The 25,407-nt window shown below is 67.7% G+C and carries 25 protein-coding genes; 13 read left to right on the forward strand and 12 right to left on the reverse strand.

Annotation, left to right across the window (positions count from 1 at the left end):
* Positions 1–61 precede the first annotated feature (61 nt).
* Together ACFRAQ_RS12810 and ACFRAQ_RS12815 are read right to left on the reverse strand one after the other, a co-directional pair.
* Complete coding sequence (locus ACFRAQ_RS12810; RefSeq protein ID WP_379098221.1) at positions 62–1,069, reverse strand: LLM class flavin-dependent oxidoreductase; 1,008 nt, start codon at positions 1,067–1,069, stop codon at positions 62–64.
* Between the two features lie 153 nt (positions 1,070–1,222).
* Positions 1,223–2,065 (reverse strand): SDR family oxidoreductase, encoded by an 843-nt coding sequence (locus tag ACFRAQ_RS12815; RefSeq protein WP_379098224.1) that lies wholly within the window; start codon positions 2,063–2,065, stop codon positions 1,223–1,225.
* Between the two features lie 131 nt (positions 2,066–2,196).
* Here ACFRAQ_RS12815 and ACFRAQ_RS12820 point away from each other — a divergent pair, with 131 nt between their 5' ends.
* The 7 genes from ACFRAQ_RS12820 to ACFRAQ_RS12850 are packed head-to-tail and all read left to right on the forward strand — an operon-like array spanning position 2,197 to position 8,572.
* Positions 2,197–3,039 (forward strand): helix-turn-helix transcriptional regulator, encoded by an 843-nt coding sequence (locus ACFRAQ_RS12820; protein WP_379098227.1) that lies wholly within the window; start codon positions 2,197–2,199, stop codon positions 3,037–3,039.
* Complete coding sequence (sufB, locus tag ACFRAQ_RS12825) at positions 3,036–4,472, forward strand: Fe-S cluster assembly protein SufB (RefSeq protein WP_379098230.1); 1,437 nt, start codon at positions 3,036–3,038, stop codon at positions 4,470–4,472. The genes ACFRAQ_RS12820 and sufB overlap by 4 nt, the downstream gene beginning before the upstream one ends.
* Complete coding sequence (gene sufD, locus ACFRAQ_RS12830; protein ID WP_379098233.1) at positions 4,472–5,650, forward strand: Fe-S cluster assembly protein SufD; 1,179 nt, start codon at positions 4,472–4,474, stop codon at positions 5,648–5,650. The genes sufB and sufD overlap by 1 nt, the downstream gene beginning before the upstream one ends.
* Positions 5,651–5,706: 56 nt before the next feature.
* A complete protein-coding gene (gene sufC / locus ACFRAQ_RS12835) occupies positions 5,707–6,480 on the forward strand; it encodes a Fe-S cluster assembly ATPase SufC (RefSeq protein ID WP_379098236.1) in 774 nt (257 codons plus the stop codon).
* Between the two features lie 2 nt (positions 6,481–6,482).
* Entirely contained in the window at positions 6,483–7,736 is a 1,254-nt protein-coding gene (locus tag ACFRAQ_RS12840; RefSeq protein WP_379098239.1) for a cysteine desulfurase, read from the forward strand.
* Positions 7,737–7,739: 3 nt separating this feature from the next.
* The gene (gene sufU, locus ACFRAQ_RS12845) at positions 7,740–8,219 is read left to right on the forward strand and encodes a Fe-S cluster assembly sulfur transfer protein SufU (protein ID WP_379098242.1); all 480 of its coding nucleotides are present in this window, start codon (positions 7,740–7,742) and stop codon (positions 8,217–8,219) included.
* Entirely contained in the window at positions 8,216–8,572 is a 357-nt protein-coding gene (locus tag ACFRAQ_RS12850) for a metal-sulfur cluster assembly factor (RefSeq protein ID WP_379098245.1), read from the forward strand. Before sufU ends, ACFRAQ_RS12850 begins: the two co-directional genes overlap by 4 nt.
* A 58-nt stretch (positions 8,573–8,630) precedes the next feature.
* On the opposite strand, the gene ACFRAQ_RS12855 is transcribed toward ACFRAQ_RS12850, so the two are convergent.
* Positions 8,631–9,221, reverse strand: a complete 591-nt coding sequence (locus ACFRAQ_RS12855; protein WP_379098248.1) for a TetR/AcrR family transcriptional regulator — start codon at positions 9,219–9,221, stop codon at positions 8,631–8,633.
* Positions 9,222–9,267: 46 nt separating this feature from the next.
* Between ACFRAQ_RS12855 and ACFRAQ_RS12860 the strand changes: the two genes are divergently transcribed.
* Positions 9,268–9,609 (forward strand): cytoplasmic protein, encoded by a 342-nt coding sequence (locus tag ACFRAQ_RS12860; protein WP_379098251.1) that lies wholly within the window; start codon positions 9,268–9,270, stop codon positions 9,607–9,609.
* 139 nt (positions 9,610–9,748) lie between these two features.
* Here ACFRAQ_RS12860 and ACFRAQ_RS12865 read toward each other — a convergent pair whose 3' ends face one another.
* From ACFRAQ_RS12865 to ACFRAQ_RS12875, 3 genes are all read right to left on the reverse strand, one after another.
* Positions 9,749–9,967 carry a hypothetical protein gene (locus ACFRAQ_RS12865; protein WP_379098254.1) on the reverse strand — a complete coding sequence of 73 codons (219 nt, stop codon included), beginning with the start codon at positions 9,965–9,967 and terminating at the stop codon, positions 9,749–9,751.
* Between the two features lie 267 nt (positions 9,968–10,234).
* Positions 10,235–11,365, reverse strand: coding sequence for a hypothetical protein (locus ACFRAQ_RS12870; protein ID WP_379098257.1), 1,131 nt, complete (start codon positions 11,363–11,365; stop codon positions 10,235–10,237).
* Positions 11,362–15,492 carry a DEAD/DEAH box helicase gene (locus ACFRAQ_RS12875; protein ID WP_379098260.1) on the reverse strand — a complete coding sequence of 1,377 codons (4,131 nt, stop codon included), beginning with the start codon at positions 15,490–15,492 and terminating at the stop codon, positions 11,362–11,364. Before ACFRAQ_RS12875 ends, ACFRAQ_RS12870 begins: the two co-directional genes overlap by 4 nt.
* 251 nt (positions 15,493–15,743) lie before the next feature.
* Here ACFRAQ_RS12875 and lexA point away from each other — a divergent pair, with 251 nt between their 5' ends.
* The 3 genes from lexA (at position 15,744) to ACFRAQ_RS12890 (ending at position 17,658) form a co-directional block, all read left to right on the forward strand.
* On the forward strand, positions 15,744–16,409 hold the full coding sequence (gene lexA, locus ACFRAQ_RS12880; RefSeq protein ID WP_379100240.1) for a transcriptional repressor LexA: 666 nt from the start codon (positions 15,744–15,746) through the stop codon (positions 16,407–16,409).
* A 52-nt stretch (positions 16,410–16,461) separates the two neighbouring features.
* Positions 16,462–16,920, forward strand: a complete 459-nt coding sequence (locus tag ACFRAQ_RS12885; RefSeq protein WP_357082938.1) for a DUF4189 domain-containing protein — start codon at positions 16,462–16,464, stop codon at positions 16,918–16,920.
* A 111-nt stretch (positions 16,921–17,031) separates the two neighbouring features.
* The gene (locus ACFRAQ_RS12890) at positions 17,032–17,658 is read left to right on the forward strand and encodes a hypothetical protein (RefSeq protein WP_379098264.1); all 627 of its coding nucleotides are present in this window, start codon (positions 17,032–17,034) and stop codon (positions 17,656–17,658) included.
* Between the two features lie 2 nt (positions 17,659–17,660).
* Here the strand turns inward: ACFRAQ_RS12890 and ACFRAQ_RS12895 are convergent, their stop codons facing one another.
* The 4 genes from ACFRAQ_RS12895 to ACFRAQ_RS12910 form a co-directional block, all read right to left on the reverse strand.
* The gene (locus ACFRAQ_RS12895; RefSeq protein ID WP_379098266.1) at positions 17,661–18,665 is read right to left on the reverse strand and encodes a hypothetical protein; all 1,005 of its coding nucleotides are present in this window, start codon (positions 18,663–18,665) and stop codon (positions 17,661–17,663) included.
* Between the two features lie 252 nt (positions 18,666–18,917).
* Positions 18,918–19,409 carry a hypothetical protein gene (locus ACFRAQ_RS12900; RefSeq protein WP_379098269.1) on the reverse strand — a complete coding sequence of 164 codons (492 nt, stop codon included), beginning with the start codon at positions 19,407–19,409 and terminating at the stop codon, positions 18,918–18,920.
* A gap of 30 nt (positions 19,410–19,439) precedes the next feature.
* Positions 19,440–20,018: a GNAT family N-acetyltransferase gene (locus tag ACFRAQ_RS12905; RefSeq protein WP_379098272.1), complete on the reverse strand. Its 579-nt coding sequence runs from the start codon at positions 20,016–20,018 to the stop codon at positions 19,440–19,442.
* A 31-nt stretch (positions 20,019–20,049) separates the two neighbouring features.
* Positions 20,050–20,949, reverse strand: coding sequence for a Ku protein (locus tag ACFRAQ_RS12910; RefSeq protein ID WP_379098276.1), 900 nt, complete (start codon positions 20,947–20,949; stop codon positions 20,050–20,052).
* A gap of 89 nt (positions 20,950–21,038) precedes the next feature.
* Here ACFRAQ_RS12910 and ACFRAQ_RS12915 point away from each other — a divergent pair, with 89 nt between their 5' ends.
* A complete protein-coding gene (locus tag ACFRAQ_RS12915; protein WP_379098279.1) occupies positions 21,039–22,163 on the forward strand; it encodes a sulfite oxidase in 1,125 nt (374 codons plus the stop codon).
* 16 nt (positions 22,164–22,179) lie between these two features.
* Here the strand turns inward: ACFRAQ_RS12915 and ACFRAQ_RS12920 are convergent, their stop codons facing one another.
* Both ACFRAQ_RS12920 and ACFRAQ_RS12925 read right to left on the reverse strand, forming a co-directional pair.
* The gene (locus ACFRAQ_RS12920) at positions 22,180–23,169 is read right to left on the reverse strand and encodes a diiron oxygenase (protein ID WP_379098282.1); all 990 of its coding nucleotides are present in this window, start codon (positions 23,167–23,169) and stop codon (positions 22,180–22,182) included.
* Positions 23,170–23,295: 126 nt separating this feature from the next.
* Positions 23,296–24,855 (reverse strand): MFS transporter, encoded by a 1,560-nt coding sequence (locus ACFRAQ_RS12925; protein WP_379098285.1) that lies wholly within the window; start codon positions 24,853–24,855, stop codon positions 23,296–23,298.
* A gap of 90 nt (positions 24,856–24,945) precedes the next feature.
* On the opposite strand from ACFRAQ_RS12925, the gene ACFRAQ_RS12930 reads away from it, so the two are divergent.
* Positions 24,946–25,377, forward strand: a complete 432-nt coding sequence (locus ACFRAQ_RS12930) for a MarR family winged helix-turn-helix transcriptional regulator (protein ID WP_379098289.1) — start codon at positions 24,946–24,948, stop codon at positions 25,375–25,377.
* Positions 25,378–25,407 lie beyond the last annotated feature (30 nt).

Consider the following 25,407-nt stretch of genomic DNA (forward strand, 5'->3'; position numbering starts at 1 on the left):
CGGTTGGTGCTTCAGGGGCACGGCTGCTGAGGCCGGCCCCTTGGGCGAGAGGCGGATTCGGTCAGGAGGCGAGAGATGCGCGCGCGGCCACGGCCTCGCCGGTCAGCTCGACCGAGCGGACGCGGTCGTCGATGTTCTGCGCGTGGTGCGCGAGGATGAGTTCGTCGGCTTGAATTCCGCCCGCGAAATCCTCGAGGTAGTCGACCACGTCGGCGGGCGTGCCGACCGCCGTGTAGGTGGTCATCGCCGCCAGATGACGGCCGTTGGGGGAGGCCAGGAACGCGTCGATCTCCTCGTCGGAGAAGTCCATGCCCGCCGCGCCCCGCTTGATGAAGGCCCGGGTGCGCGCCCGATACGAGACTGTCTTCTGTTCCTCGGCCACGTCGCGATCCTCGGCCGCGAACACATTGACCCCGGCCATCACGTACGGCTCGGCCAACTGCTCCGACGGGCGGAACCGCTCCCGATACTCGGTGACCGCCTGGTGCAGCGCGTCCGGCGCGAAGTGCGAGGCGAACGCGTACGGCAGTCCCAGGTGCGCGGCCAGCTGCGCCCCGAACAGCGACGACCCCAGAATGTAGAGCGGCACAACGCCTTCCGCCCGCGGTACCGCCTGCACGCCCGGAATCCGGCTGTTGCCGGTGAGGAACCCCTGCAATTCGAGCACGTCCTGCGGGAAGGTGTCCGCCGAGGACGGATTGCGCCGCAGCGCTCGCATGGTCTCCTGATCACTGCCCGGCGCCCGCCCCAGCCCCAGGTCGATCCGCCCCGGATACAGCGATTCGAGCGTCCCGAACTGCTCGGCGATCACCAGCGGCGAGTGATTGGGCAGCATGACCCCGCCCGCACCGAGCCGGATGCTGTCGGTGTGCGCGGCCACGTACCCGATGAGCACGCTGGTCGCGCTCGAGGCGATCGACTTCATATTGTGGTGCTCCGCGTACCAGACCCGCCGATACCCGCTGCGTTCCGCCGCCCGCGCCAGCGCCACGCTGTGCTGGAAGCTGTCGCGCGCGGTCTGCCCGGGCGCGACCGTCGCCAGGTCGAGGATGGATACGGCGAAGGGCATGCTGGCACCGGCTTTCGTGGATCGGCTGTTTCTCGGACGGCGGGCGGGGTGCGCCCACTTCTCAGTACTAATTCGATCAGCGTCGAACTTATGCCCGCCCGCCGGATTTCTCGTGCCCGCGCCGCCGGCCCGCGCCGGCAAGCGACCGGTCGGCTACCGGAATGCCGCCGCGTGCTCTGCCGCCCAGTCCCGGATATCGCGAGCCGGTCTCCCGGTGAGGTCGGCCACCACGCTGGTGACCAGCTCCGAGGGTGGCCGGAACTCGGCCATCGACAACAACACCTCGATCAGGTGCGCGGGCAATCCGGCCGCTGTCATCGACTCCCGCGCGACGCCCACGGGCTGCGCCTCGAATCGCAGCTCACGCCCCAGCGCCGCCCCGATTGCCGCTACCTGCTCGGCCCGGCCGACCACTCGCGGCCCGGTCACGAGGTATTTCCGCCCGGCGTGCCCGGACTCGGTGAGCAGCCGCGCGGCCACCGCGGCGACATCCCCTTCGTGCACGACCGCGCTGGGCGCGACCGCGAACCCGCGCACCACCGCACCCGCGCGGATCTGACCCGCCCAGCTCAGCGCGTTGGACGCGAGGGTGTCCGCGCGCAGCACCGTCCACTCCGAGGCGTGCGCCTCGACCACCGCCTCCATCTCCGCGTGCAAGAGCGGAATCAGATCCGATTGCGGCCCTTCGTCGTTCACGGTGGTCGACGACAGATACACCAGCCGCCGGTCCGGTCCGCCTAACGCCCGCACCGCGCGTTCGGCGTTCCCGGTGTCGTGGAACGGCCAGATGAGTAGGACGGAATCGACCCCGTCCGCGGCCGCCGCCAGCGAGCCCGGTTCGGCCAGATCGCCGCGCACCACTTCCACCTCCGGTGGAAGCCCCGCGGCTGCCGGATCCCGGACCAAGGCCCGAGTCCGCACACCCGCCACCGTCAGATCCGCGACGACTTTTCGGCCGACTTTTCCCGTCCCGCCCACTACGAGCACACTGTTCACACCGTCCAGAACCCCTCATGACCGGCCCTGATTTCCGAATTGCCGGGATGTATATGGTGTGCCAGCTCACATGCGATGCCATATCCCCAGGTCGCGCATTTTCGGTCAGGGGACCCTTACTGGATCGGGGAATGGAATTCCGTCACACTTGTGTTGTGAAAACCGTGGGTTTGCGGAATGCGGAACAAACCGGGCACCAGCACGACGGTGCCCGGTCTGTTGTCGTGTCCGGGCCGGCGGGTGAGGGACACACGCGCGAAGCTGTCGTCAAGCTGCTGTTGGAGGAGGGCCCGATCACCGCGACCGCCATCGGCGAGCGGCTGGGTCTGAGTCCGGCGGGCGTGCGGCGGCATCTGGACGCGCTCATCGAGTCCGGTGAGGCGCAGGCGACCAGGTCGGCGCCGTGGCAGCAGAAGGGCCGCGGTCGTCCCGCCAAGCAGTACCAGCTGACGGCCACCGGCCGGGGCCGCCTCGCGCACGCCTACGATGACCTCGCCGGAGCGGCCATGCGGCAGTTGCGGGAGATCGGCGGCGATCAGGCCATCGCCGATTTCGCGCGCAAGCGGGTGGCGTCCATCGTGGCCGGGGTCGGCGATCTCGCCGTCCACGCCCCGGCCGAGACCGAGGCCAAGGCGGAGGAGATCGCGGAAGCGTTCACCGATGCCGGGTTCGCGGCCTCGACCCGCAAGGTCGGCGCCGGCGTTCAGATCTGCCAGCACCACTGCCCGGTCTCGCACGTCGCCGAGGAATTCCCGGAGTTGTGCGCGGCCGAGTTGGAGGCCTTCCGCGCGATTCTCGGCACGCATGTGCAGCGCCTGGCGACCATCGCCAACGGTGACTGCGCCTGCACCACGCACGTTCCCCTCATTGCTTCGCCCGCTATGCCCGATACCGCCCCCGAAAGTTCCGCCCAGACCCCCGTTGTGCAGCCCGCAACGACTTCTACACATGACTCCGGAAGGAGTGCCGAATGACGACGACCACCGACCAGGTGCAGCCGCTGTCCCAGGAAGAGACCATCGCGTCCCTGGGTACCTACGAGTACGGCTGGGCCGACAAGGATGTCGCCGGTGCCGCTGCCAAGCGCGGACTGTCCGAGGAGGTCGTGCGCGACATCTCGGCCAAGAAGAGCGAGCCCGAGTGGATGCTCGACTTCCGCCTCAAGGCACTGCGCATCTTCGACAAGAAGCCCATGCCGGGCTGGGGCTCGAAGCTCGACGGCATCGACTTCGACAACATCAAGTACTTCGTGCGCTCGAGCGAGAAGCAGGCCGCGTCCTGGGAAGAGCTGCCCGAGGACATCAAGAACACCTACGACAAGCTGGGTATCCCGGAGGCCGAGAAGCAGCGTCTCGTCGCCGGTGTCGCGGCCCAGTACGAGTCCGAGGTCGTCTACCACTCCATCCGTGAGGACCTGGAGAAGCAGGGCGTCATCTTCCTCGACACCGACACCGGTCTCAAGGAGCACCCCGAGCTGTTCCAGAAGTACTTCGGTTCGGTCATCCCGTCGGGTGACAACAAGTTCTCCGCGCTGAACTCCGCGGTGTGGTCGGGTGGCTCGTTCATCTACGTGCCGCCGGGCGTGCACGTGGACATCCCGCTGCAGGCGTACTTCCGCATCAACACCGAGAACATGGGTCAGTTCGAGCGGACGCTGATCATCGTCGACGAGGACGCCTACGTCCACTACGTCGAGGGGTGCACCGCGCCCATCTACTCCTCGGACTCGCTGCACTCGGCGGTCGTGGAGATCATCGTGAAGAAGGGCGGCCGCTGCCGCTACACCACGATTCAGAACTGGTCGAACAACGTCTACAACCTGGTGACCAAGCGCGCCAAGGCCGAGGCGGGCGCGACCATGGAGTGGGTCGACGGCAATATCGGCTCCAAGGTCACCATGAAGTACCCGGCCGTGTGGATGACCGGCGAGTACGCCAAGGGCGAGGTGCTCTCCATCGCGTTCGCCGGTGAGGGTCAGCACCAGGACACCGGTGCGAAGATGCTGCACCTGGCGCCGCACACCTCCTCGAACATCATCTCCAAGTCGGTGGCGCGTGGCGGTGGCCGTGCCTCCTACCGCGGCCTGGTGCAGGTGAACAAGGGCGCCTACGGCTCGAAGTCGACCGTGAAGTGCGATGCGCTGCTGGTGGACAACGTCTCCCGCTCCGACACCTACCCCTACGTCGACATCCGCGAGGACGACGTGACCATGGGCCACGAGGCGACCGTCTCGAAGGTGTCCGAGGACCAGCTGTTCTACCTGATGTCCCGCGGTCTGACCGAGGACGAGGCGATGGCCATGGTGGTGCGCGGCTTCGTGGAGCCCATCGCCAAGGAGCTCCCGATGGAGTACGCCCTGGAACTGAACCGCCTGATCGAACTGCAGATGGAAGGAGCCGTCGGCTGATGGCCGTCGACAACGTTGCCGAGGCCGCTGAGGCTCGTACCCCTGCTCTGAACAAGGGCGAGGTGTTCGCGTCGTTCGACGTGAACGCCTTCGAAATCCCGTCGGGCCGTGACGAGGCGTGGCGCTTCACCCCGATGCGCCGCCTCAACGGCCTGCACGACGGCACCGCCGTGCGTGACGGTCAGTCGACCGTCGAGGTGACCGCGCCCACCGGCGTCACCGCCGAGACGGTGGACCGCGCCGACGCCCGCCTGGGCCAGGGCGGCACTCCCACCGATCGGGTCGCCGCGCAGGCGTACTCCGGTTTCGAGCAGGCGACCATCGTGTCGGTCGGCGCGGAAACCGAAGTGGCCGAACCGGTTACCGTGACCATCACCGGTCCGGGTGCGGGCAAGGTCGCCTTCGGCCACACCCAGATCCGTCTGGGCAACTTCGCGCGCGCCACGGTGGTCATCGACCAGCGGGGCAGCGGAACCTACGCCGAGAACGTGGAATTCATCCTCGGTGACAGCGCCGCGCTGAACGTGATCGTGGTGCAGGACTGGGCCGATGACGCCGTGCACGTCACCGCGCACCACGCCATGCTGGGTCGCGACGCCGTGTTGCGCCACACCAATGTCACCCTCGGTGGCGATCTGGTGCGCCTGACCGGCAATGTCCGCTACGCGGGCCCGGGCGGCGACGCGGAACTGCTGGGCGTGTACTTCGCCGATGACGGCCAGTTCTTCGAGCAGCGCCTGCTGGTCGATCACTCGCAGCCCAACTGCAAGTCGAACGTGCAGTACAAGGGTGCGCTGCAGGGTGATCCGACCTCGGACAAGCCGGACGCGCACACCGTGTGGGTCGGCGACGTGCTGATCCGGGCGGCCGCCGAGGGCACCGACACCTACGAGCTGAACCGCAACCTGGTGCTCACCGACGGTGCGCGCGCCGACTCGGTGCCGAACCTGGAGATCGAGACCGGCGAGATCGTCGGGGCCGGACACGCCTCGGCCACCGGCCGTTTCGATGACGAGCAGCTGTTCTACCTGCGCTCGCGCGGTATCCCGGAGGAGGTCGCCCGCCGCCTGGTGGTGCGTGGCTTCTTCTTCGAGGTGCTGCAGAAGATCTCCGTCCCCGAGGTCCGGGAGCGGCTCGAGGCGGCCATCGAGGCCGAGCTCGCCGCTGTCGGAGCTTAATAGGCGCTGTCGGCGTCTGACACCAACTTCCCATCCCCGCAAAGGAATCCGATTCGATGACCACCCTGGAAATCAAGGACCTGCACGTCGAGGTCGCCAACCCGGACGAGAACGCCGAGCCCATCAAGATCCTCAAGGGCGTGAACCTGACCATCAAGTCGGGTGAGACCCACGCGATCATGGGCCCCAACGGTTCCGGCAAGTCGACCCTGTCCTACGCCATCGCCGGCCACCCCAAGTACACCGTCACCCAGGGCACCATCACCCTCGACGGTGAGAACGTGCTGGAGATGTCGGTCGACGAGCGCGCGCGTGCCGGCCTGTTCCTGGCCATGCAGTACCCCGTCGAGGTGCCGGGCGTCTCGGTCTCGAACTTCCTGCGCACCGCCGCCACCGCCATCCGCGGCGAGGCCCCCAAGCTGCGCACCTGGGTCAAGGAAGTCAAGGAGGGCATGGCCGAGCTGGAGATCGATCCGGCCTTCGGTGAGCGCTCGGTCAACGAGGGCTTCTCCGGTGGTGAGAAGAAGCGCCAGGAGATCCTGCAGCTGAGCCTGCTCAAGCCGAAGATCGCCGTGCTCGACGAGACCGACTCGGGCCTCGACGTCGACGCGCTGCGGATTGTTTCCGAGGGTGTGAACCGTTACAAGGAGCGGGAGACCGGCGGCATCCTGCTGATCACCCACTACACCCGCATCCTGCGCTACATCAAGCCCGACTTCGTGCACGTGTTCGTGGGCGGCAAGATCGTCGCCGAGGGCGGCGCCGAGCTGGCCGAGGAACTCGACGCGAACGGCTACGTGCGCTTTACTTCAGCTGCTGTAGGAGCCTGAATATGACCAGCACCGTGGGGACTCTCGATATCGCCAGGATCCGGGCCGACTTCCCGATCCTGAGCCGGACCGTGCGTGACGGGAAACCGTTGGCGTACTTGGATTCCGGTGCGACGTCGCAACGTCCGCTGCAGGTGCTCGACGCCGAGCGGGAATTCCTGCTCGAGCACAACGCGGCCGTTCATCGCAGCGCGCACCAGCTCGCCGAGGAGGCCAACGAGGCCTACGAGGCGGCGCGCGCGGCGATCGCGGCGTTCGTCGGCGCCGGCCCGGACGAGATCGTGTACACCAAGAACGCGACCGAGTCGCTGAACGTGGTGGCCTACGCCTTCTCCGACGACCGCTTCCCGTACCACGTGGGTCCCGGTGACGAGATCGTCATCACCGAGCTCGAGCATCACGCGAATCTCGTTCCGTGGCAGGAGCTCGCGCGCCGCACGGGTGCGACGCTGAAGTGGTACGGCATCACCGACGACGGCCGCATCGACCTGGATTCGCTCGAGTTGTCGCCCGCCACCAAGGTGGTCGCGTTCACGCATCAGTCGAATGTGACCGGCGCGGTCGCCGATGTCGCCGAATTGGTGCGCCGGGCAAAGGAAGTCGGCGCGATCGTCGTGCTGGACGCCTGCCAGTCGGTGCCGCACATGGGCGTGGACTTCAAGGAACTGGGCGTCGACTTCGCCGCCTTCTCCGGCCACAAGATGCTGGGCCCCTCGGGCGTCGGCATCCTGTACGGGCGGCGTGAGCTGCTCGAGGACACCCCGCCGTTCATCACCGGCGGCTCCATGATCGAGACCGTGTTCATGGATCACTCGACCTTCGCCCCGCCGCCGCAGCGGTTCGAGGCGGGCTCGCAGATGATCTCGCAGGTCGTCGGATTGGGCGCTGCCGTCAAGTATCTCGGCGAGGTGGGGATGGATGCGGTTGCGGCGCACGAGCACACGCTCGTCAGCGCGGCGCTCGAGGGCCTCGGCGCGATCGACGGCGTCCGGATCATCGGCCCGACCGAGAACGTGAACCGCGGCGGCGCGGTGTCGTTCCTGGTGGACGGTATCCACGCCCACGATGTCGGCCAGATCCTCGACGACCAGGGTGTCGCCATCCGTGTCGGTCACCACTGCGCGTGGCCGCTGCACCGGCATTTCGGCGTCGCCGCCACCGCCCGGGCCTCCTTCGCGCTGTACAACACGCTCGACGAGGTCGATCAGCTGGTGGCCGCGGTGCGGAAGGCCCAGAGCTTCTTCGGAGTTGCATAGACCATGCGCATGGAGCAGATGTACCAGGAAGTGATCCTGGACCACTACAAGCACCCGCACCACCGGGGGCTACGTGAGCCCTTCGGCGCCGAGGTGCACCACGTCAACCCGACCTGCGGTGACGAGGTGACCCTGCGCGTGCACATCGACGACAACGGCGATGTGAAGGACGTGTCCTACGACGGCCAGGGCTGCTCGATCAGCCAGGCCTCCACCTCGGTGCTCACCGATCAGGTCATCGGCCTGCCGGTGCAGCAGGCGCTGAAGGTGGTCGAGGAGTTCGACGCGATGATCACCGGCCGCGGCACCGTCGAGGGTGACGAGGACGTGATCGGCGACGGTGTCGCGTTCGTCGGCGTCGCCAAGTACCCGGCCCGCGTGAAGTGCGCGCTGCTGGGCTGGATGGCGTTCAAGGACGCCGTGGTGCGGATAGCCTCGGCCGAGGAAGCCAAGAAGACGATGGGCAACGGGGAGAAGCGATGAGCGAGACAGAGCAGCAGGCCGCGGAACTCACTCCCGAGGAGCTTCAGCACCTCGACGACATGGAGGAGGCGATGCGTGATGTCGTCGACCCCGAGCTCGGCATCAATGTCGTCGATCTGGGCCTCGTCTACGGCATGGCTTTCGAGGACGGCATCGCCAAACTCGACATGACCCTGACCTCCCCGGCCTGCCCCCTCACCGACGTCATCGAGGACCAGTCCCGCAACGCCCTGGTCCGCTCCGGCCTCGCCGAGGACCTGCAGATCAACTGGGTCTGGATGCCCCCGTGGGGCCCCGACAAGATCACCGACGACGGCCGCGAACAGCTGCGTGCCCTCGGTTTCACGGTGTAAACGGAACACACTCCGACGATGCGGATCGATCCCTGGTGGATCGGTCCGCATCGTCGTTTCAGCGGCCCAGTGCCTCGTTCAGGAGGGCTCTGGCTGTGGCGCAGAGGATCTCGGCGGCCTCCGGGCGGGGGATGGCGGCTATGTCGACGAGCCAGATGAAGGATTCGATGCCGGTGGCGGAGCGGATGGCGATGGCCAGGCGGTGGATATCGATGTCCGGGTGAGTGATTCGCAGGGGTTCCAGCGCGTGTTCGAGCCAGCCGATCACCCGGCCGCGCCGGAGCGGCGAGGGGTTGCCCGCGGCGGGGTCCAGGGACAGGCGCAGGGAGGTGCGGAGTTCGGGTTCCCACTCCAGGTTGATGCGAACGCATTCGCGCATGACGAGGTCGAGGCGTTGGCGCGGGTCGGTGGGGGCGGGGTCGGGGAGCAGGGTTGCCCGGTCGATCTCGGGGCGTACGGCCGCCAGGAGGGCGCGCTGGTTGGGGAAGTAGCGGTAGGCGGTGGTGCGGGATATGCCGGCGGCCTGCGCGGCGTCCTCGACGGTCGGTATCGCGCCCTGCGCCAACAGCTTCCGGGTCGCGGTGACCAGGGCCGTGCGGGTGCGGGATTTCTGGTTGGTGCGCCCGGTGTTCTCATATGGTACGGCCATGCCCATGATGGTACTCTGATCCCATCTCGAGTCCCGGAGGGCCGCTATGAGCACCGATCCCGCTGTCGTGAATCCGGACCTGTACCGGGTCGTCTTCGAGAACGAGCGCGTGCGGGTGCTGGAGTACCGCGACAAGCCCGGCGACCGCACATCGCCCCACCGCCATCCCGACAGCGTCCTGTACCCCTTGAACTCCTTCCGGCGTCGGATCACGGCCAATGGGGAGCAAGTGGAGGTGGAGCTCACCGCGGGGCAGGTGCGGTGGCTCGGCGCGCAGGATCATTCGGGCGAGAACATCGGCGAGGGGGAGACCCACGCGCTGTTCATCGAACTCAAGGAGCCCGCGCCCAGGCGCATCAAGTCGGTGCTGGGGCCCTCGGAGGGCTAGCGCCTCGCGAGCCACGGCCTGCCGAGCGCCTGGCACCTTCATGGTGGACGCCCGGTGTCGCGGCGATGCCATACCCGACTGAAAGGTAAGCCCCCGATCCGCGTTCGCGGATCGGGGGCCGGTGGATGGGTTTTCAGAATTATCCGCGCCGCTTGTGGCGTCCGAGCCAGAGCCCGAATCCGCCGGCGATGAATGCGGCCGCTGCGGTCAGCACGGCAGCGCCGGCGTGGCCGAACACCACCAGGGTGACGGCGGCGGCCACGAAGAGGATCAGCACCACCAGATCGAGTGCGGTGGTTCCGGGGCGTGCGCGGCTGGTCGGTCGTTCCGACTGCGGATTGCGTTGGTTCGGAGTCATACTGATGTCGTCTCTCTGAGATAGGTGCACCCGAGGTTTGGTGCGGGTGCGTGGCTGTTGCTTCCCGGGGCACGTGGTCTCCGTACGATCACGTGCCCCGGACCGGCTTCGAAGTCTTTCCGCCGGAGCGGCCCCATTGCCGCCGTCTTTCACCCAATACCCGGGAGAGCGAGAATGCCACCACGTCGGCGCGTCCGTGCCGGGGAATAGCCTGGGAATCGCCCAGGCTCGGCAACCCAACCGGAAAGCGTTGTGGACATGCGCATTTCAGTCTGAACCCGCCGCCCCTTCGCTCGGTGGCGCGGTCGATTCCCCGGGCTTGTCCGCGTATCGATCGTCGAACGACCAACCCTCGGGCACGGTTTCGCCGAGGACCAGCTGGGAGCGAGTGGTGCCGGGCGGCGTCGCGAGCAGCCAGCCGCCCGCCTCGAGGGACGCCCGGTGCATCATGATCCGCCAGTGCGAGGTCCGCGGCTTCCAGGCGTCGTCGCCGAGGAAGTGCTGGACGGCATCGGGGAAGTCCAGCTCCCCGGCCTCGAGCTGCGGGTGCAGTTCGGCGTGCGCTTCGAGAAGTTTCAAGACCCGTGCCCCGATCCGGTGATCGGCCATCTGGTGGACTTGATCGTCGGCGAATCCCGGCAGTTCACGGATGGTTTCGCGGATGGTGGAGCGCTGTACGACCGGTGCCGCTCGCTTCGGTTTCGGTGATTTCCGCGTCTTGGTGATCGACTCGATGATCCGATTCCTCGCCGCTGACGGCCTCGGGCCGCCCGCACCCTCCGCGGCGCCGATCAGATCTGCCATCGAGGCGTAGCCGTAGGCGCCGGGCTGGAAGCCCGTGATCCGTTGGCACAGGCCGGCGTAGACGGCTGCGCCGGCCGGCTCGCCATTGCCCGCGCGCACCGCGTCGATGACCTCCCGCACCACCACGAGCAGAGCCTCCGGTGCCAGCGGCAAGGTGTAGGTGAGGTCGGCGATGCGAGGTTGCCGGGGGTACTCGGCGACGAGTGCGATCACCGAACGACGCTGGCGGTGAACGATATCCACGACGGCGGCCTGGTCGGCCAGCGAGTCGCCGATGACGATCGTCTTCGGCCCGGGGTCGGTGGCGCACGCCTCCAATATCTCGGCGCCCAGGACGACCGACTGGTCCGGACCGGCCGCCGGACAGTGCCGGACCCGGAATCCGCCGGCCAGCGCGAGCTCGTCGGCGATGGCGCGTTCGGAATCGCGACCGCAGTCGGCGCACACGACCTTATGGCTGAAGCCGCCCGCCAGGGTGACCAGCGCGGCGGTCTCCTGCACCCGATCGAGGAGGGTGTCCGGAGTCCGATCGTGTGCCGAGACCTGCTCGAAGTATCGAGCGTTGACGAACAGTCCGATGTCTTTGACGTTCATCGCGCACTCGCCTTCCGCTCGCCGGCCCCGGTGTCCGGATCGGTGATCGTCAGCCGCACACCATCGAACAGCCGCTGTGCGTCGTTGCGGCTCATCATGGGCGGCGCGGAACGCAGGATGCGTAGCATCCGTTCGCCGGTCTCCATGCGGATCGGGTCGAAATCGAACTCCTCCTGGTCGACCGAGGGCTCGCGGTCATCGAACGCGTTCAGGTCCTCGTCGGTGATGCCGATGAAGTCGTCGAGATCCTGGTCTCCGAATTCCGGAGACGCGGGGGAGCGCTCCAGCTCCGCGAGCTTGAACGCGGCCTCGACCAGTACGGAGGGTTCGACGATGACGGTCTGCTGGTCGGAGTCGACCAGTGGCGCGGTCAAGACGTCGAGCGCGACGCCGCCGCAGGCGACGATGATGATGCCCTCATCGGCACGGGCCCGAGCGTCTCGCAGGGTCACCTCCTCCGTGACCGCCTCGACCGTCAGTTCGTGGTCGGAGTCACCGGTCCCGTGCATCCGCAGGGTGCCGTTCGCCTCGTCGGTGACCTGCAGCCCGAGGTCACGGAAAAGGACCGCCAGCTGAGCCGCCGCACTGGCCGCGTCGGTGTCGCCGAGTAGGCGCACCACCGTCTCGGCCGTATATCCAGGTCCCGGCATGACCTTCTTTCCGATCCCTGGGGAGAGCGTGTCCGCGTACTCCCGGTTCCGGGCCTCCCGCTGGTGGATGCGATCGAGAATCTGTTTGTACTCACCGATTTCGAACTTCGTGTTCCGCAGGTCGTTGTCCTGCTTCTGTGTCATCGCTCGAACGTTCGGGCGGCGAGTATTGCGGCGCAGCAGATCCGGGATGTCCTCGTAGGCGCCGTCATCGATGGCCTGAACCATATGCACGAGTCGATCACGGTGTGTGGCACGGAGGTTGAGACGGGAGAGCGCGGCCAGCTCGACGGGCAGACCATAAGCGACCGCGTCGGACATGCGCTCGAACCGCCGGAAGTTGTTGTTCTCGGGCAGCACTCCGATGTAGTCGGAGACGGTGTCGAAGACATAGCTGGTGTTCTCCCCGAGATTTCGCACATCGACGGGGTGGATCGGGGGACTCGTCTCGCCCTTCGGCTTGGCACGATCGGGACGGTGCCGCACGATGACCTCGACACAATCGTTGATAGTCGGGAAGGGACAGCCCCGCATCCACAACAGCAGGACGCAGGCGCGCAGGAGAGCGCTGGCATCCTCGCGGCGTGGTTCGCTCGTGCGGACATCGATCAGGTCGCGCAGCCGGTCCGCGCTGGGCCCGCGCCCCATCAATTCCTCGGCCTCGGGGACGAACCTGCGCAATGCGGCGAGAGTCGTAGCGGGTAGACGCACATCGGTGGTGTCGGGGGCGCCGGAGATCAGCAACGTGGCCAGTTGGATGACACCACGAATCTGCTCGCTCTCCGATTCGAGGGGGAGGTTGTTGCGCAACGCAACCCAGTTGGTGCTGTCAACGACCTGACGCGTGCGGACCGCCTCGTAGAGCAGGGTCAGCTGACCGGCGCCTGCGGCGAGTGCGTCGGCGATCTCTTCGACCGCTGCGGCGTCGTCGAGTGGGATCCCGCTGTGCCCGATGGCTCGTCCGAGCGCGGTGATGCGCAGGAAGTTCGGCCGGGTCTCCTTCAGCAGCTTCGAGTCGATGAGAGTGTCGACCACCGCCGCCGCGGAGATCGTGTCGCGCGCGCCCGGCTGCTGTGCCTTGAGTGAGAGCTCGAACATCCGGTTGACCTCGTGTTCGAGTGATTCGCGGTCGCGTTCGTCGAAGATCCGCCGGGAGTGCTCGAGCAGCAGGTATGCCAGCGTGTTCTGGTCCAGACGGGACTGCACGTTGCCGCCGCGCTGCCGGTATTTGATGTAGTGGTTGAAGACCGCGTCGCGATCGGCGAGCGCTGCGAGGGCCCGCTGCCGGACGGTGGTGAGCCCGACCCGCGGAAGCACATATCTTGCCAGTTCCTCTTCGTCATCGGCGGCGAACTCCAGGTCCCGGTCGGGCAACGGCTCCGCGGGGATGACCAGATAGCCGCGGCCGCTGTTGGAGATGCCCAGCCGTCCGGCGCGGCCGAGGCGCTGGGCGACGGTGTCGCGATCGATGACGCTGTTGGTCAGCACGTTGTTGGGGGTGGTGACCGACGCGACGACGACCGCTTCGGCGGGCAGATTGATCCCGAGCTTGAGGGTGTCGGTGGCGAACAGCAGTCGGATATTGCCTTCGCGAAAGGCCCACTCGACCTCCTCGCGGAGAAAGGGGTCCAGTCGCGCGGTGTGGAATCCGACTCCGGAGCGGAGCGCGTCGATCACCCGGGTGCGTTCGCGGCTCTCGGGTATGCGCCGGAATTTGCGCCACCGTTTGTCCGCGATGTCCTCGTCGAGGGTCGAGAAGCGGCCCAGGAAGGGATTCTTGTCGAGCCCGGCCGGGCGTACATCCGGCCCCATGTCCCAGCTGTTGAGCGCCGTCTGCGCGGCCCCTGCGAATCGTTGTGCGAGATCACGGTTCTGGACGAAACACAGCACTCCGCGAATGCTGAACTCCTCGGATCCATTCACGATCGACCGTTCCGCCAGCAGGTCCAGGCACAGTGTCAGCACGCGAGTCTGGTCACCGTTGAGCCTGAGTCCGGTCGGCATGCGGCCGGTCTTGCTCGCCGAGGCGGGAATCTCACGGGCCTCGGCGGTCTCGCCGTCCGAGCGCAGCACCATCTCCTCGGCATCGATGCCGCGCACGATCTTCTCCAGCGGCACCGGGCGCACGCTGGACTGGATCACGGCCTTCTCCTCGATCCCGAGCCAATTGCGGATCCGATCGGTGGAAGACTGATCGAGCGGGGCGGCCAGCCCGATGAGCGGAATCAGCGGATGTTCGCTGCGCAATCGGGTGATCAGCATTTCGAGATTGGTGCCGCGACTATCGGTGGACAGCATCTGCAGTTCGTCGACGATGATCGCGCCCACGCCGTCGAGCCGCATGCCGCGCCCGAGCAGGGCGGCGAGCTTCTCCGGGATCATCACCGCGACACGGAAGTCGCCGCGCACCAGGGTCTCGTCGTGTTGCGGGTAGTCCCGGGATCCGGGGACGATGCTCCACTCTTCGAGATCGGTTTCGGCGAGCCATTCCGCCCATTCCTGTACGGCCTGGGTGACGAGTGCCTTGATCGGCAGCAGGATGATGGCCTTCATCCCGCGGTTGGCGATGTGCGAGGCGACGATCCGACCGGCGTGGCTCTTGCCGCTGGAGGTCGGGCCCAGCATGAGCATCGATTGCCGGGCCAGCATGCGGCGGGCGAGTTGGGGGAGTAGCCCATCCAGAATCTGCAGCCGCCCCGACTCACTGATGCCTTGCTGGACGTCAGGCTCATCGGGATTGTCGAGCCGGAAGCGCAGCAACTCCTGTTCGCCCTGCCGGACTTTGTTCGCGAGCGCCGCGGGAAGGAGAACATCGAGATCGTCGGGGCCGAACCTGCGATCGGGATCTTCGCGACGGAACGCCTCGAACCGCTGGTCCAGCAGAGTGGTCAGGTACCGCAAGGCGCGCTGGGAGCGGGCCGGGAACCCCTCCGGATCGTGCATGCCCTTCTCCCACCTGGCATCCCGCAGGGTGGTGTTGATGTCCTTGTATGTGGCGACGATTCGCCTGTTGACGGCACTGCCCGCCATCTCTTCCGAGCGTTCGTGCAGGGAGTGGTACCACCCGAGGAGGGTCTTCTGCTCGCCGTTGAGCTCGGCGGGACTGGGCACGGACCCATGGGCGGTGGGGATGCCTTGTTCACAGCCCTCGGCGATGGCAGGCAGGATCAGCTCGTCGAGGAATTTGCGGCCGAGATCGTGGCGGGGCAAGGCGAGGTGGCGCTCATGGAGTTCGGCGTGGATAGTGCGGGCGGGATCTCCCAGCCATGCCAGCGTGCGATCGTCCGCGGCGGTGCGTTGCCCTTGCACGCCTCGATACTTGGCGTGCGCCATGAGCTCCGCGTACATCGTCCAGCGGGCCAACCACGAGTAGTCGCCGGGGAATCGGTCCCGCGCGCTGGCGGGCTGCTCTCCGCGTCCGAGGGGCCGGCTGTCCCAGTCCGGCTCCAACCAGTTCGGCCAAGCGGGATCCGACATCTGTCCTCCTACGTCTACTGTGATGGCCTCGACGGCTGATCGCGAGTGCCGTGGCAAAAGTTGCGGTGGTTAGCGAGCGAAAGTTGTACGCACCGCTGCCTTTCGAGCGAACCGGGGGGAATAGGGGAAGGCAATGGGCGGGTCGAGGGTGGCGGAGGGAATACCGGGGAATGGCATTCCCCGGCTCTCGGAACGTCGGCGATTACGGCCGGTCATGCCGGGGGATAGGCGGCGCGTCGCCGTAGGATCCTCTGGTGACCTATGACGACTTCGACGGATTCGAGCATCTCGACACCTCCACGTTGCCCGAACGCCAGCAACGCATTCTGTGCAGCATTCGGGATTGGGTGCAGCGGCACGGGTATTCGCCGAGTACTCGGGAGATCGGGGACTCGGTCGGCCTGAAGTCGGCGTCATCGGTGTCGAGGCACTTGCGTGAGCTGGAGGAGCGCGGGTTCCTCAAGCGCAGTGAGTCGGTGACGCGTCCCATGGACGTGCGGCTGTTCCTGCGGGCATCCGCGCCCGCGCGGCGGCAGGACGAGAACTCGGTGCCGGTGCCGGTCGTCGGCGATATCGCGGCCGGTACCCCGATCCTGGCGGAGGAGCACACCGACGATGTGCTCTCGCTGCCGCGGGAGCTGGTGGGCCGCGGCACCGTGTTCGGTCTGCGGGTGCGCGGCGACTCCATGGTCGACGCCGCCATCTGCGACGGAGACATCGTCGTGGTGCGCAAACAGCACGAGGCGCACACCGGCGAGATCGTGGCCGCCATGATCGACGGCGAGGCCACGGTCAAGGTCTACAAGCGCGCGAACGGGCATGTCTACCTGGAGCCGCGCAATCCCGCGTACCCGGTGATCGATGGTGACAATGCCCAGGTACTGGGTAAGGTCGTCTCGGTCATGCGCCGGGTCTGAGCGTCTGGCATGATGACCGCCGTTATCACCATCCATCCCCGGGGAGTATCGAATGTCGTTGCTGCGCAAGGCCGGTGTCGGCCTCGCCGTTACGTCGATGGCCGCGATGGGCACCGTGGCCGCCGGATCCGCCTCCGCGGCGGAGAACGGCGAGCCGGTCTTCATCGCGACCTCCGGTGACCTGTACGGCGCGCTGGCGCTGTCCAAGAGCACCGGGAACGTCGCGTATGCCGTGAACTACGGCAGCTGGGACGCCGCGGACTCCTCCGCGGTCAGCCAGTGTGGCGGCGGCGACTGTGCCGTCGTCGTGCACTTCGCCAATGCCTGTGGCGCGGTCGCCCAGGGCGCCGACACCCGCTTCGGCTGGGCGTGGGCGCCGTCCAAGGTGGAGGCCGAGTCGGCCGCCATCAATGTGCTCGGCAAGAGTGCGCCGGGTTTCCCGGACACGGGTTCGTCCTCGCCGCGTCAGGCCAAGGTCATTCTCTCGGCCTGCACCGACAACGCGAGCTGACGTTCCACGAAACACTCATGCGCCACACCGGATTCGTCCGGTGTGGCGCTGTTTTGTTTGCGGGAGTCCATTTTCCAGCAACACGCCGGGCTCGGCGGCGATGATTTCCCCGTGGACGACATCACCTACGAGGACACCCGCTTCGCGTTGCACGCGGCGGCCGAACTGCTGATCGCCGGTCCGCAGTATCGCCGGTTCGGCAGCATCCGCATGCGCATCGTGCTGGGCGGATTCACCGGCATGAAGTGGCCGGTGTCGGTGACGGGCACCGATCTGGTGTGGCCGCAGGGCCGGACCCGCCTGCACGGCACCTACAGTGACCTCGCCTCGACCGCCGGTTTCGAGGCCGACGGCCCGCCGGACGGGCTGTATTCCGACGGCACCCGGATGGATCCGGACGAGCCGTTCAAGGTCGACTCCGAGGCCGCCACCGCCGTGCACGACTGGTTCGCGGTGGGGGACACCGCATTACGTCGTTTCGCCGCCGAACAGCAGCCGGTGCTGTGGCCCGAGCACTTCGACCTGTCGGTGGCGGTCGACGAGGTGAATTACGGTGTCTCCCCGGGCGACTGGGACAATCCGACGCCGTACGCCTACGTCGGCCCGTGGAGCCGCCGCCGCGGCGAGTTCTGGAACGCGCCCTTCGGAGCCATGCGGCCCCGCACCGAAGTGGCGACGGTACAGAGCCTCATGGAGTTCTTCCACGAGGGCAGAGTCCATGCGGCACAGGACAACTGACGTCAGCGGTAGTGGGCCTTCAGGACGTCCCCGCCCTCGGTGCCGAGCAGGAGCGTGCGCGCCGGGGCCGGGGCGACGGCCACGGAGGTGAGCGGCTGCCCCGACAACAGGGTGCAACTGGTGTGCGTGACCGGATCCGCGAGCACCAATTGCCCGCTGCCGGTGGCGATGTAGAGCAGCCCGTCGACGATCGCGAGGTCGTCGGGCAGCAGTGGGCCGGACAGGGGAGCGGGGGCCAGATCCACGGCCACCGTCGCCCGCGCGGGATCGTCGATCGGCAGGGCGACGACCCGCGCGGTCGGGCTCTCCAGCAGCGTCACGTAGAGGATGCCGTCCGCGGCGACGATACCGTCGGCTCCGAGGCCGAGGGCCGCCAGCGCCGTATGGCTGCGGGTGGTCCAGTCGGCGTCGATGCTGCCGTCGGGCCGGATCCGTACCACGGTGTTGGCGGAGGTGTCGGCCACGTACAGGGTGCCGTCGGCGTCGAAGGCCGCGCCGTTGGCTTGTCCGAGCCCGGTCACGAACACCTCGGGCTTCGGTCCGGCGGCGGCGGGATCGAACCGCACCACGCCGCTGCCTCCCGAGAGTCCGGACAGCGGTGAATTGCCGAACGTCGCGTACATCAGCCCGTCCGGGCCCCGCCGGACCGCACCCGGACCCTGCACCGGCACACTCGCGACCAGGCGGGCGTCCCCGTCGTACTTCTCCACCACGTTGCGCTGCGCGCGCGAGACCCAGAAGCTCCCCGTCGCCTCGTCGAACGTCAGGTTCTCCGACCAGTCGAGCAGCGGAGCGCGGGTGGGCAGCGCCACCCGCGCCTCGGTGGGCGCGCAGGAGACCGATCCCGCGATAGGTGCTCCGGGCGCCTCGGCGGCGGCTTGGCCGCCCGTGCCGACCGGCCCGCTCACCACGGCCGTCATCGCCAGCAGCGCAGCGGCGCCCGCGAAGAAGCGTCGTCCCCGAGAATCCAATTGCGGCGCAACGGCATTCGGTAGCGGTTTCGGCATCGACGCGTTCCTTTCGCTGGCTGGTGATCGCGGCCAGCGTATATCGGCCATTGCGGCCCAGCAATGCGGCTCGGACCGTGATTGCCCGACACCGACCCGTGAGACGGTCTCGCCACCCGCGTCCGTCCGGCGACAGGCCGCGATGGCTCGGCGGAGTAAGCGGCGGGGCGAGTGCTCGCGCGGTTCGCGGAGCGCGCAGGTGAGGGTGCACGTCGCGGATGCACCGCGCCGACATACGTGCGCGCTCGGCTGCTACGGGGCCGGATGCGTCGGTAGCGGTTCGGTGGACTGATCGGCCAGCGCCGCTTCGACATTGGCGAGTCCGGCGCGCACGCCGAGGCCGTATCCGTCCTCGTCGAGCGCGTCCAGGCGGGCGTGGGCGGCGGTGAGGTGCCGCCGGGCGGTGTCGAAAGCGCCGAGGCGGCGGTAGTTGTCGGCCAGATTGAGGTGGAGCGAGGGGTAGAAGCCGCGCACGCTCAGGCCGGCGTGATGGGCCTGAGCGCGTTCGTCGGTGAGCGAGTCGGCGGCGTCGAGGGCGCGGAGGTCCCAGGTGAGGGCGTCGGCCGCGTGGTCCTGCAGGTCGGCGAGGAAGTGTGCCAGCGACACTCGGTGCAGGGGGTCGCCGCCCGCCCCGATCTCGTCCCACAGCGAGGTCAGCTGTTGGCGGGCCGTCGCCGGATCACCGTGGCGTCCAAGGGTTACGGCGTCGTTGATGGCGGTCATGGTCGGATCGGGGGCGGTCATGACGGCGACCGTAGCGGGCGGGACCGACAACTAGCGGGCGGGACGGCCGTGGCGTCCGTCGCCGGTGATGCGGCCGCGGCGGATGAGGTCGCGTTTGGTGCCGGGGCCGAGGGTGACCTGTTCGTCCTCGCCGGCGACGCGGTCGTCGGGGTTGGGGCGCACGAACAGGGTCACGGTGGTGCCTTCGGAGAATCCGTTGCGGCGCATCATGGCCGCGGAGGCGGTGTTGTGGATCTCGACGTCGGTGACGATGCGGGCCGCGCCGTGCCGGAACAGCAGGTCGCAGCAGGCGGTCATGAGTTTGCTGGCGACACCGCGCCCCTGCACCTCGGGGGAGACGGCGATCCACTCCAGGTACGCCCAGTCCTCGCGGAGCTCGAATTCCATGGAGGCCAGCACGAATCCGACCACCTGATCCGAATCCACCGCCACCCAGCAGGATTTGCCGGGGCTGTCGAGGTGTTCGGCGACCGAGGTCAGCGACCACGACGTGTAGGGCTTGGCCTGGGTGTCGAACACCTGGTAGCCGAGGTCGATGACCTGCCGCAGGTGTCCGAGCCCCATGGGCACGATGGCGATGTCCGGGTGGATGGATATGTCGGGATCCATGCCGCTAGTTTGCCAGGTGGGTGCTGGAGGGTCAGGCACCCTTGCGGGTCTGCTTGGCCGGAGCCTTCTTCGCGGCTTTCTTGGCCGGCTTCTTCTCGGCGGCCTTCTTGGCGGGGGCGGCCTTGGCGGCCGGGGCCGATCCGGTCTTGCGCCCGGACGCCTCGAGGCTGCGCTGCAGGGCCGCGACCAGGTCGACGACCTCGGCGTCCATCTCCGGGGCGGCCGCTTCCGGCGCCCGGGTGACCTTGCTGGAGCCGCTGGCGATGGCCTCGTCGAGCAGCTTCTTCAGCTCGATCTGGTATTCGTCCACGTAGAGGCCAGGATCGAAGTCGTCGGACAGCGTGTCGACGAGCGTCTCGGCCATCTTCAGTTCCTGCGCCTTGGGTTCGGCGACGCCGTCGAGCTTGTCGAAGGCCACCGACCGCACCTCGTCGGGCCACAGCAGGGTTTGCAACACCATGACCCCGTCGCGCACCCGCAGCGCGGCCAGTCGCGTCTTCTGCCGCAGGGTGAAATGCACCAGCGCCACCCGGTCCACTCGTTCGAGGGTCTTGGCCAGCAGCACATACGCTTTGGGCGTGGTGGAATCGGGTTCCAGGTAGTAGCTCTTGTCGAAGAGAATCGGATCGATCTGTTCCGAGGGCACGAATTGCAGGACCGGAATTTCGTGCTTCTCCGCGGCGGGCAGTTTCGCGAAGTCCTCATCGGTGAGAATCACGCGATCACCGTCGGGCGATTCGTAGGCCCGATCGATATCGGAATACTGCACCGGCTGCCCGTCGACGGTGCACAGCCGCTCGTACCGAATACGCCCGCCGTCGGCGGCGTGCACCTGGTGGAACTTGATGTCGTGGTCCTCCGTGGCGGTGTACACCTTCACGGGGACATTGACCAATCCGAACGCGATGGAGCCCTTCCAAATGGACCGCATAGTCCGATCGTACTTGGGCGGTGGGCTCCGGACGGGGAATGCCATCGACTCCCGCCACGGTCGAGGCGTTCGGGCGCGATAATGAGCCGATGGGTCGTCGACTCGCTGATTCGAGCACCCGCCCCCGGCTGGCCGCCCCCGACGAGGGCATCGGCCTGGATGAGCTGGCGCTCGCGGCGCGCAATCACGGACTGCCGCTCGAGGCGCTGCGGTACGACATCACGCCGCCGGGTCTGCATTACGTGCTGACGCACTTCGACATTCCTTTCGTCCCGCCGAACGAGCCCTGGCAGCTGAAGATCGGGGGCCGGGTACGGCGTCGGCTGCGGCTGGATGTGGCCGCCCTGAAGGCGCTCCCGCAGGTCACCACGCGGGTGACGCTCGAATGCGCGGGCAATGGCCGGGCCTTGCTGATGCCGCGTCCGGTGAGTCAGCCCTGGCTGCTCGGGGCGGTGAGCACCGCCGAGTGGACGGGTGTGCCGTTGCGGCTGCTGCTGTCGGAAGCCGGTGTGGAGGCCGACGCGGTCGAGGTGGTCTTCACCGGCGCGGATCACGGGGTGGAGCACGGGGTCGAACAGGACTATCAGCGGGCGCTGCCGGTCGAGGTGGCCATGGGTGTCGAGTCGGGGGTGCTCGTCGTCTACGAGATGAACGGGGCGCCGCTGCCGCCGCAGCACGGCTATCCGGTGCGGCTGATCGTGCCCGGCTGGTATGGCATGGCGCAGGTGAAGTGGCTGCGGGAGATCACGGTGACCGACACTCCGTTCGCCGGGTACCAGCAGGCGGTGGCGTATCGGATCCGGCAGGACGCCGATGAGGCGGGCGAGCCGGTGACCCGGATCGCGCCGCGCGCGCTGCTGGTTCCGCCCGGCTTCCCGGATTACATGTCGCGATCGCGGGTCGTGCGACCGGGCCTGGTGCCGCTCGAAGGGCGAGCCTGGTCGGGCCGGGCGCCGGTCACCCTTGTCGAGGTGAGTACCGATGGCGGGCACCGTTGGCAGGCGGCGCGGCTGGATCCGGACCAGGGCCGCCGATGGGCTTGGCGGCGCTGGCATTTCGACTGGACCGCGACCCCGGGCGACTACGTCCTCGGTGCCCGGGCGACCGATGCCGATGGCAACACCCAGCCACTGGACCATTCCTGGAATCGCGGTGGTTTCGCCGTGAATCTGGTCGAGCGGGTCCCGGTGCTCTGCCTGGAGACCGACGAGTGACCGGGACCCGTCGGGGTCAGGCCACCCGGCGGTCGGGTTCGCTGCGGTAGCGGGAGTGGTCGCCGTCGATGCCGAGGGTCTTCCACAGTCGCTTGGTGACCGGGTTCATCAGGCCCAGTTCGTCGGCGAGAGAACGCATGTCGCCGAAATAGCCGGTGAGTATCTTCGACGCGGTCGGTGACTGCCAGAACGCTTCCTTGATGACCTCGCGCGGAATGTCGAAGGTGCGCGCGAATTCCGGCGGCGGGGCCATGATCTCCCCGGCGAGCCAGCGCATGGCGAGCGGGAAGGCGATGCCGCAGAGATTCTGGTACATCGGGCTGCGTCGCGGGATGTGTCTTTTCAGGAACTCGTTGGCGAAGGAGATGTGCCGGGCTTCCTCGGCGATATGGATCTCCATGCAGCGCACGACCGCGGGCGGCAGATTCGCGCCGTTGCGGATGACGGCCTTCTGATAGTGGTCGATCGGTTCCTCGCCGCCGAGAATGCCGATGAACAGAATCGGCCAGGCGTATCCGCCGGCAACTCCGATGAGCGGTGAGAGTTTCCGGAAGAAGGGCCGCATTCCCGGAACATCGACGCCGATCCGATTCACCAGCTCCTGGAACATCTGGATGTGGTTGCACTCCTCGGTCATTTCGTGGAGGCAGTAGCGAAACTCCGGCGACCCGTTGGGCAGCTTCATGATGTACTGCATCATTCCGCGGATCAGAATGCTCTCGAAGGCCGCGCCGACCTTGATGGCATTGGCGATCCGCCACTTGCCGATCTCGATCTGCCGTTCGATCGGCTGATCCCGGTACCAGCGGGTCGCGCCCAGCGGGTCGATATCGGGTTGCAGCACCCAGCGCGGATCGTGCGGGTCGATCGCGAATTCGGGGGAGTCCCAGGGGATATCGAGATACGGATCGAACCGGCGGTACACCGATCCCTCCGAAAGGGTGTGGAGCACATCCGCGTACGCGTGTGCCTCGGTACCTGCATCCGACCTCGTCGTCAGAGCCATCGTTGCCTCCTCGTCTGTGTGCCGCCCCGCCCGGGCTCTCCGCGGCCGTGGCCTGTCCTGTGCGGTGCGACACACTCCAAGGTAAGTGCTAATCCAAGTTACACACAAGACCTCTTCGGTCACGTGTCATGAAATTTCCGCGCGTTCGACGGGTCGCGCCGCGGTTTCGGCCGGTCGAGGGGATCCGGGACGCTGCGTGACTGCCAGGATCACGGCCCCGGCCAGCGCGAACAGCAGCGACCAGAGCGCGCCCACGTGCATGGCGTGAACGAAGGCGTGATCGGCGGCGTCGGCGAGTTCGGGACGGCCGAGCACGGCCGCGACGTGTCTGGCCTGCTCGGCAGAGGCGCCCGCGGGCTCCCGCGCGTCCTCGGGCAGCGTGCCCAGTGCGCCCTCGACGCCGGTCCGGTAGGCGATGGCCATGATGGTGCCGCCCAGCGCGATACCCAGCACGCTGCCGGTTTGCCGGACGGTATTGGTCACCGCGGATCCGGCGCCGGCGCGGTCAAGGGGCAATGTGCTCATCAGCGCACTGGTCACCGGGCCGATGACCAGGCCGATCGAGAGGCCCTGGATCGCGGATCCGATCACGTTCCAGACCACGGGCGTGTGCAAGCCGAAGAACACGAGGCTGCCCATGCACAGCGCTCCGACGGTGAGCGCGGTCGCCGAGACCGCGCGCAGCGACCAGCGCCGGACCAGGCGGATGCCCAGCGGCCCGCCGATGATCACGCCGACGGCGGCGGGGGAGTTGATCAGACCCGCGGCCAATGGTGAGAAGCCGCGCGCGCCTTGCAGATAGAACGCGCCGTAGAACCCGGCCGCGGTCATGGCCAGGAACAGCAGCCCGAGTGTGGCGTTGCCGCCCCCGAAGACGCGATCGGCGAGCAGTCGCGGATCGAAGCTGGGCTGCGCGGACCGCATTTCGACGATGACGAAGCCCGCGAGCAGGGCCAGTCCGGCGGCGATCGGCGCCCAGACCTGGATCGAGGTCCAGGCCGCGAGCTGTCCGGCCCGGATCAATCCGTAGGCGAGGGCGGTCAAGCCGCTGATCGACAATGCGAGACCGGTCAGGTCCAGCGGCCGCGGCGTGGGGCTGCGGAAGTTGGGGACCAGGGCTGCGATCCCGATCAGCGCGACCGCGACGACGGGTACGTTCACCAGAAACACCGAGCCCCACCAGAAATGGTCGAGCAGCACTCCGGCGAGCAGCGGCCCGGCCGCGAGCCCCACGCCGGCCGAGGTGGAGAACAGTCCGATCGCGGAGGCGCGGGCCGGTCCGGTGAACGTCCAGGTCACCGTCGCCATGGTGGCGGGCATGATGAGCGCGCTGCCGACGCCCATGACCGCGCGGGCGGTGATGAGCTGTCCCGGATTCCCGGCGTAGGCGGCCCAGATCGAGGCGGCGGCGAAGATGATCAGTCCCGCGGAGAGGACGCTGCGGTGTCCGTAGCGGTCGCCGAGCGCTCCGGCGCTGAACATGAGCGCGGCGAAGACGAGGGTGTAGGACCCCGAGGCCCATTGCAGCTGTGCGGGATTCGCGCCGAGGCCGCGGACCGGGTCGGCGAGGGTCTCGAGGGCGGTGGCGAGGATGGTGTTGTCGAGCCAGATCAGCAGGGAGGACAGCAGGAGGACGGCGAGGATGAGCCGCTGCCGGGTTTTCGGCAGCGTCGCGGGCACGGCCATGGATACCTTCGCTAAGATTGGTAGGAACCTGACGATCGCCAGTGTGGGCGATTGTCAGGAACCTGTCAATCTCTGGAAGGGGTTGTCCCGGTGAGCTGTTCCGGATCGCAGGGTGGATCCCTGACCTTCATGGTCCGCACGGTGTGGCTGAGCATGCGCTCGGCCATCGGTGACGAGCTGGCGGAATTCGGGCTCACCACCTCGCAGTACGCGACGCTGATGATGACCCGCGAGCAGGGCGGAAAGTCGGTCTCCGACATCGCCCGCGACGTCGGCAGCACCCGTCAGGCCGCCAACGAGATGCTGGGCGGCCTGGAGAATGCGGGCCTGATCGAACGTCGCCCCCACCCCACCGACCGGCGCACCCATCAGATCTTCGTCACCGATGAGGGACGCGCGGTCTACGCGAAAGCCCATGCCGCGGTGAACCGCCGCGAAGCCGAACTGGAAGCCGACTTCACACCCGAACAGCGCGCCGCGGTCCGCGAATGGCTCACCGGCATGGCCGAAGCCTGCCGCTGAGCCGAAGGGTGATCGCGGCGCGAGACGCAA

The sequence above is a fragment of the Nocardia sp. NPDC056611 genome (assembly GCF_042792755.1).
In the GTDB taxonomy this organism is placed as follows: domain Bacteria; phylum Actinomycetota; class Actinomycetes; order Mycobacteriales; family Mycobacteriaceae; genus Nocardia.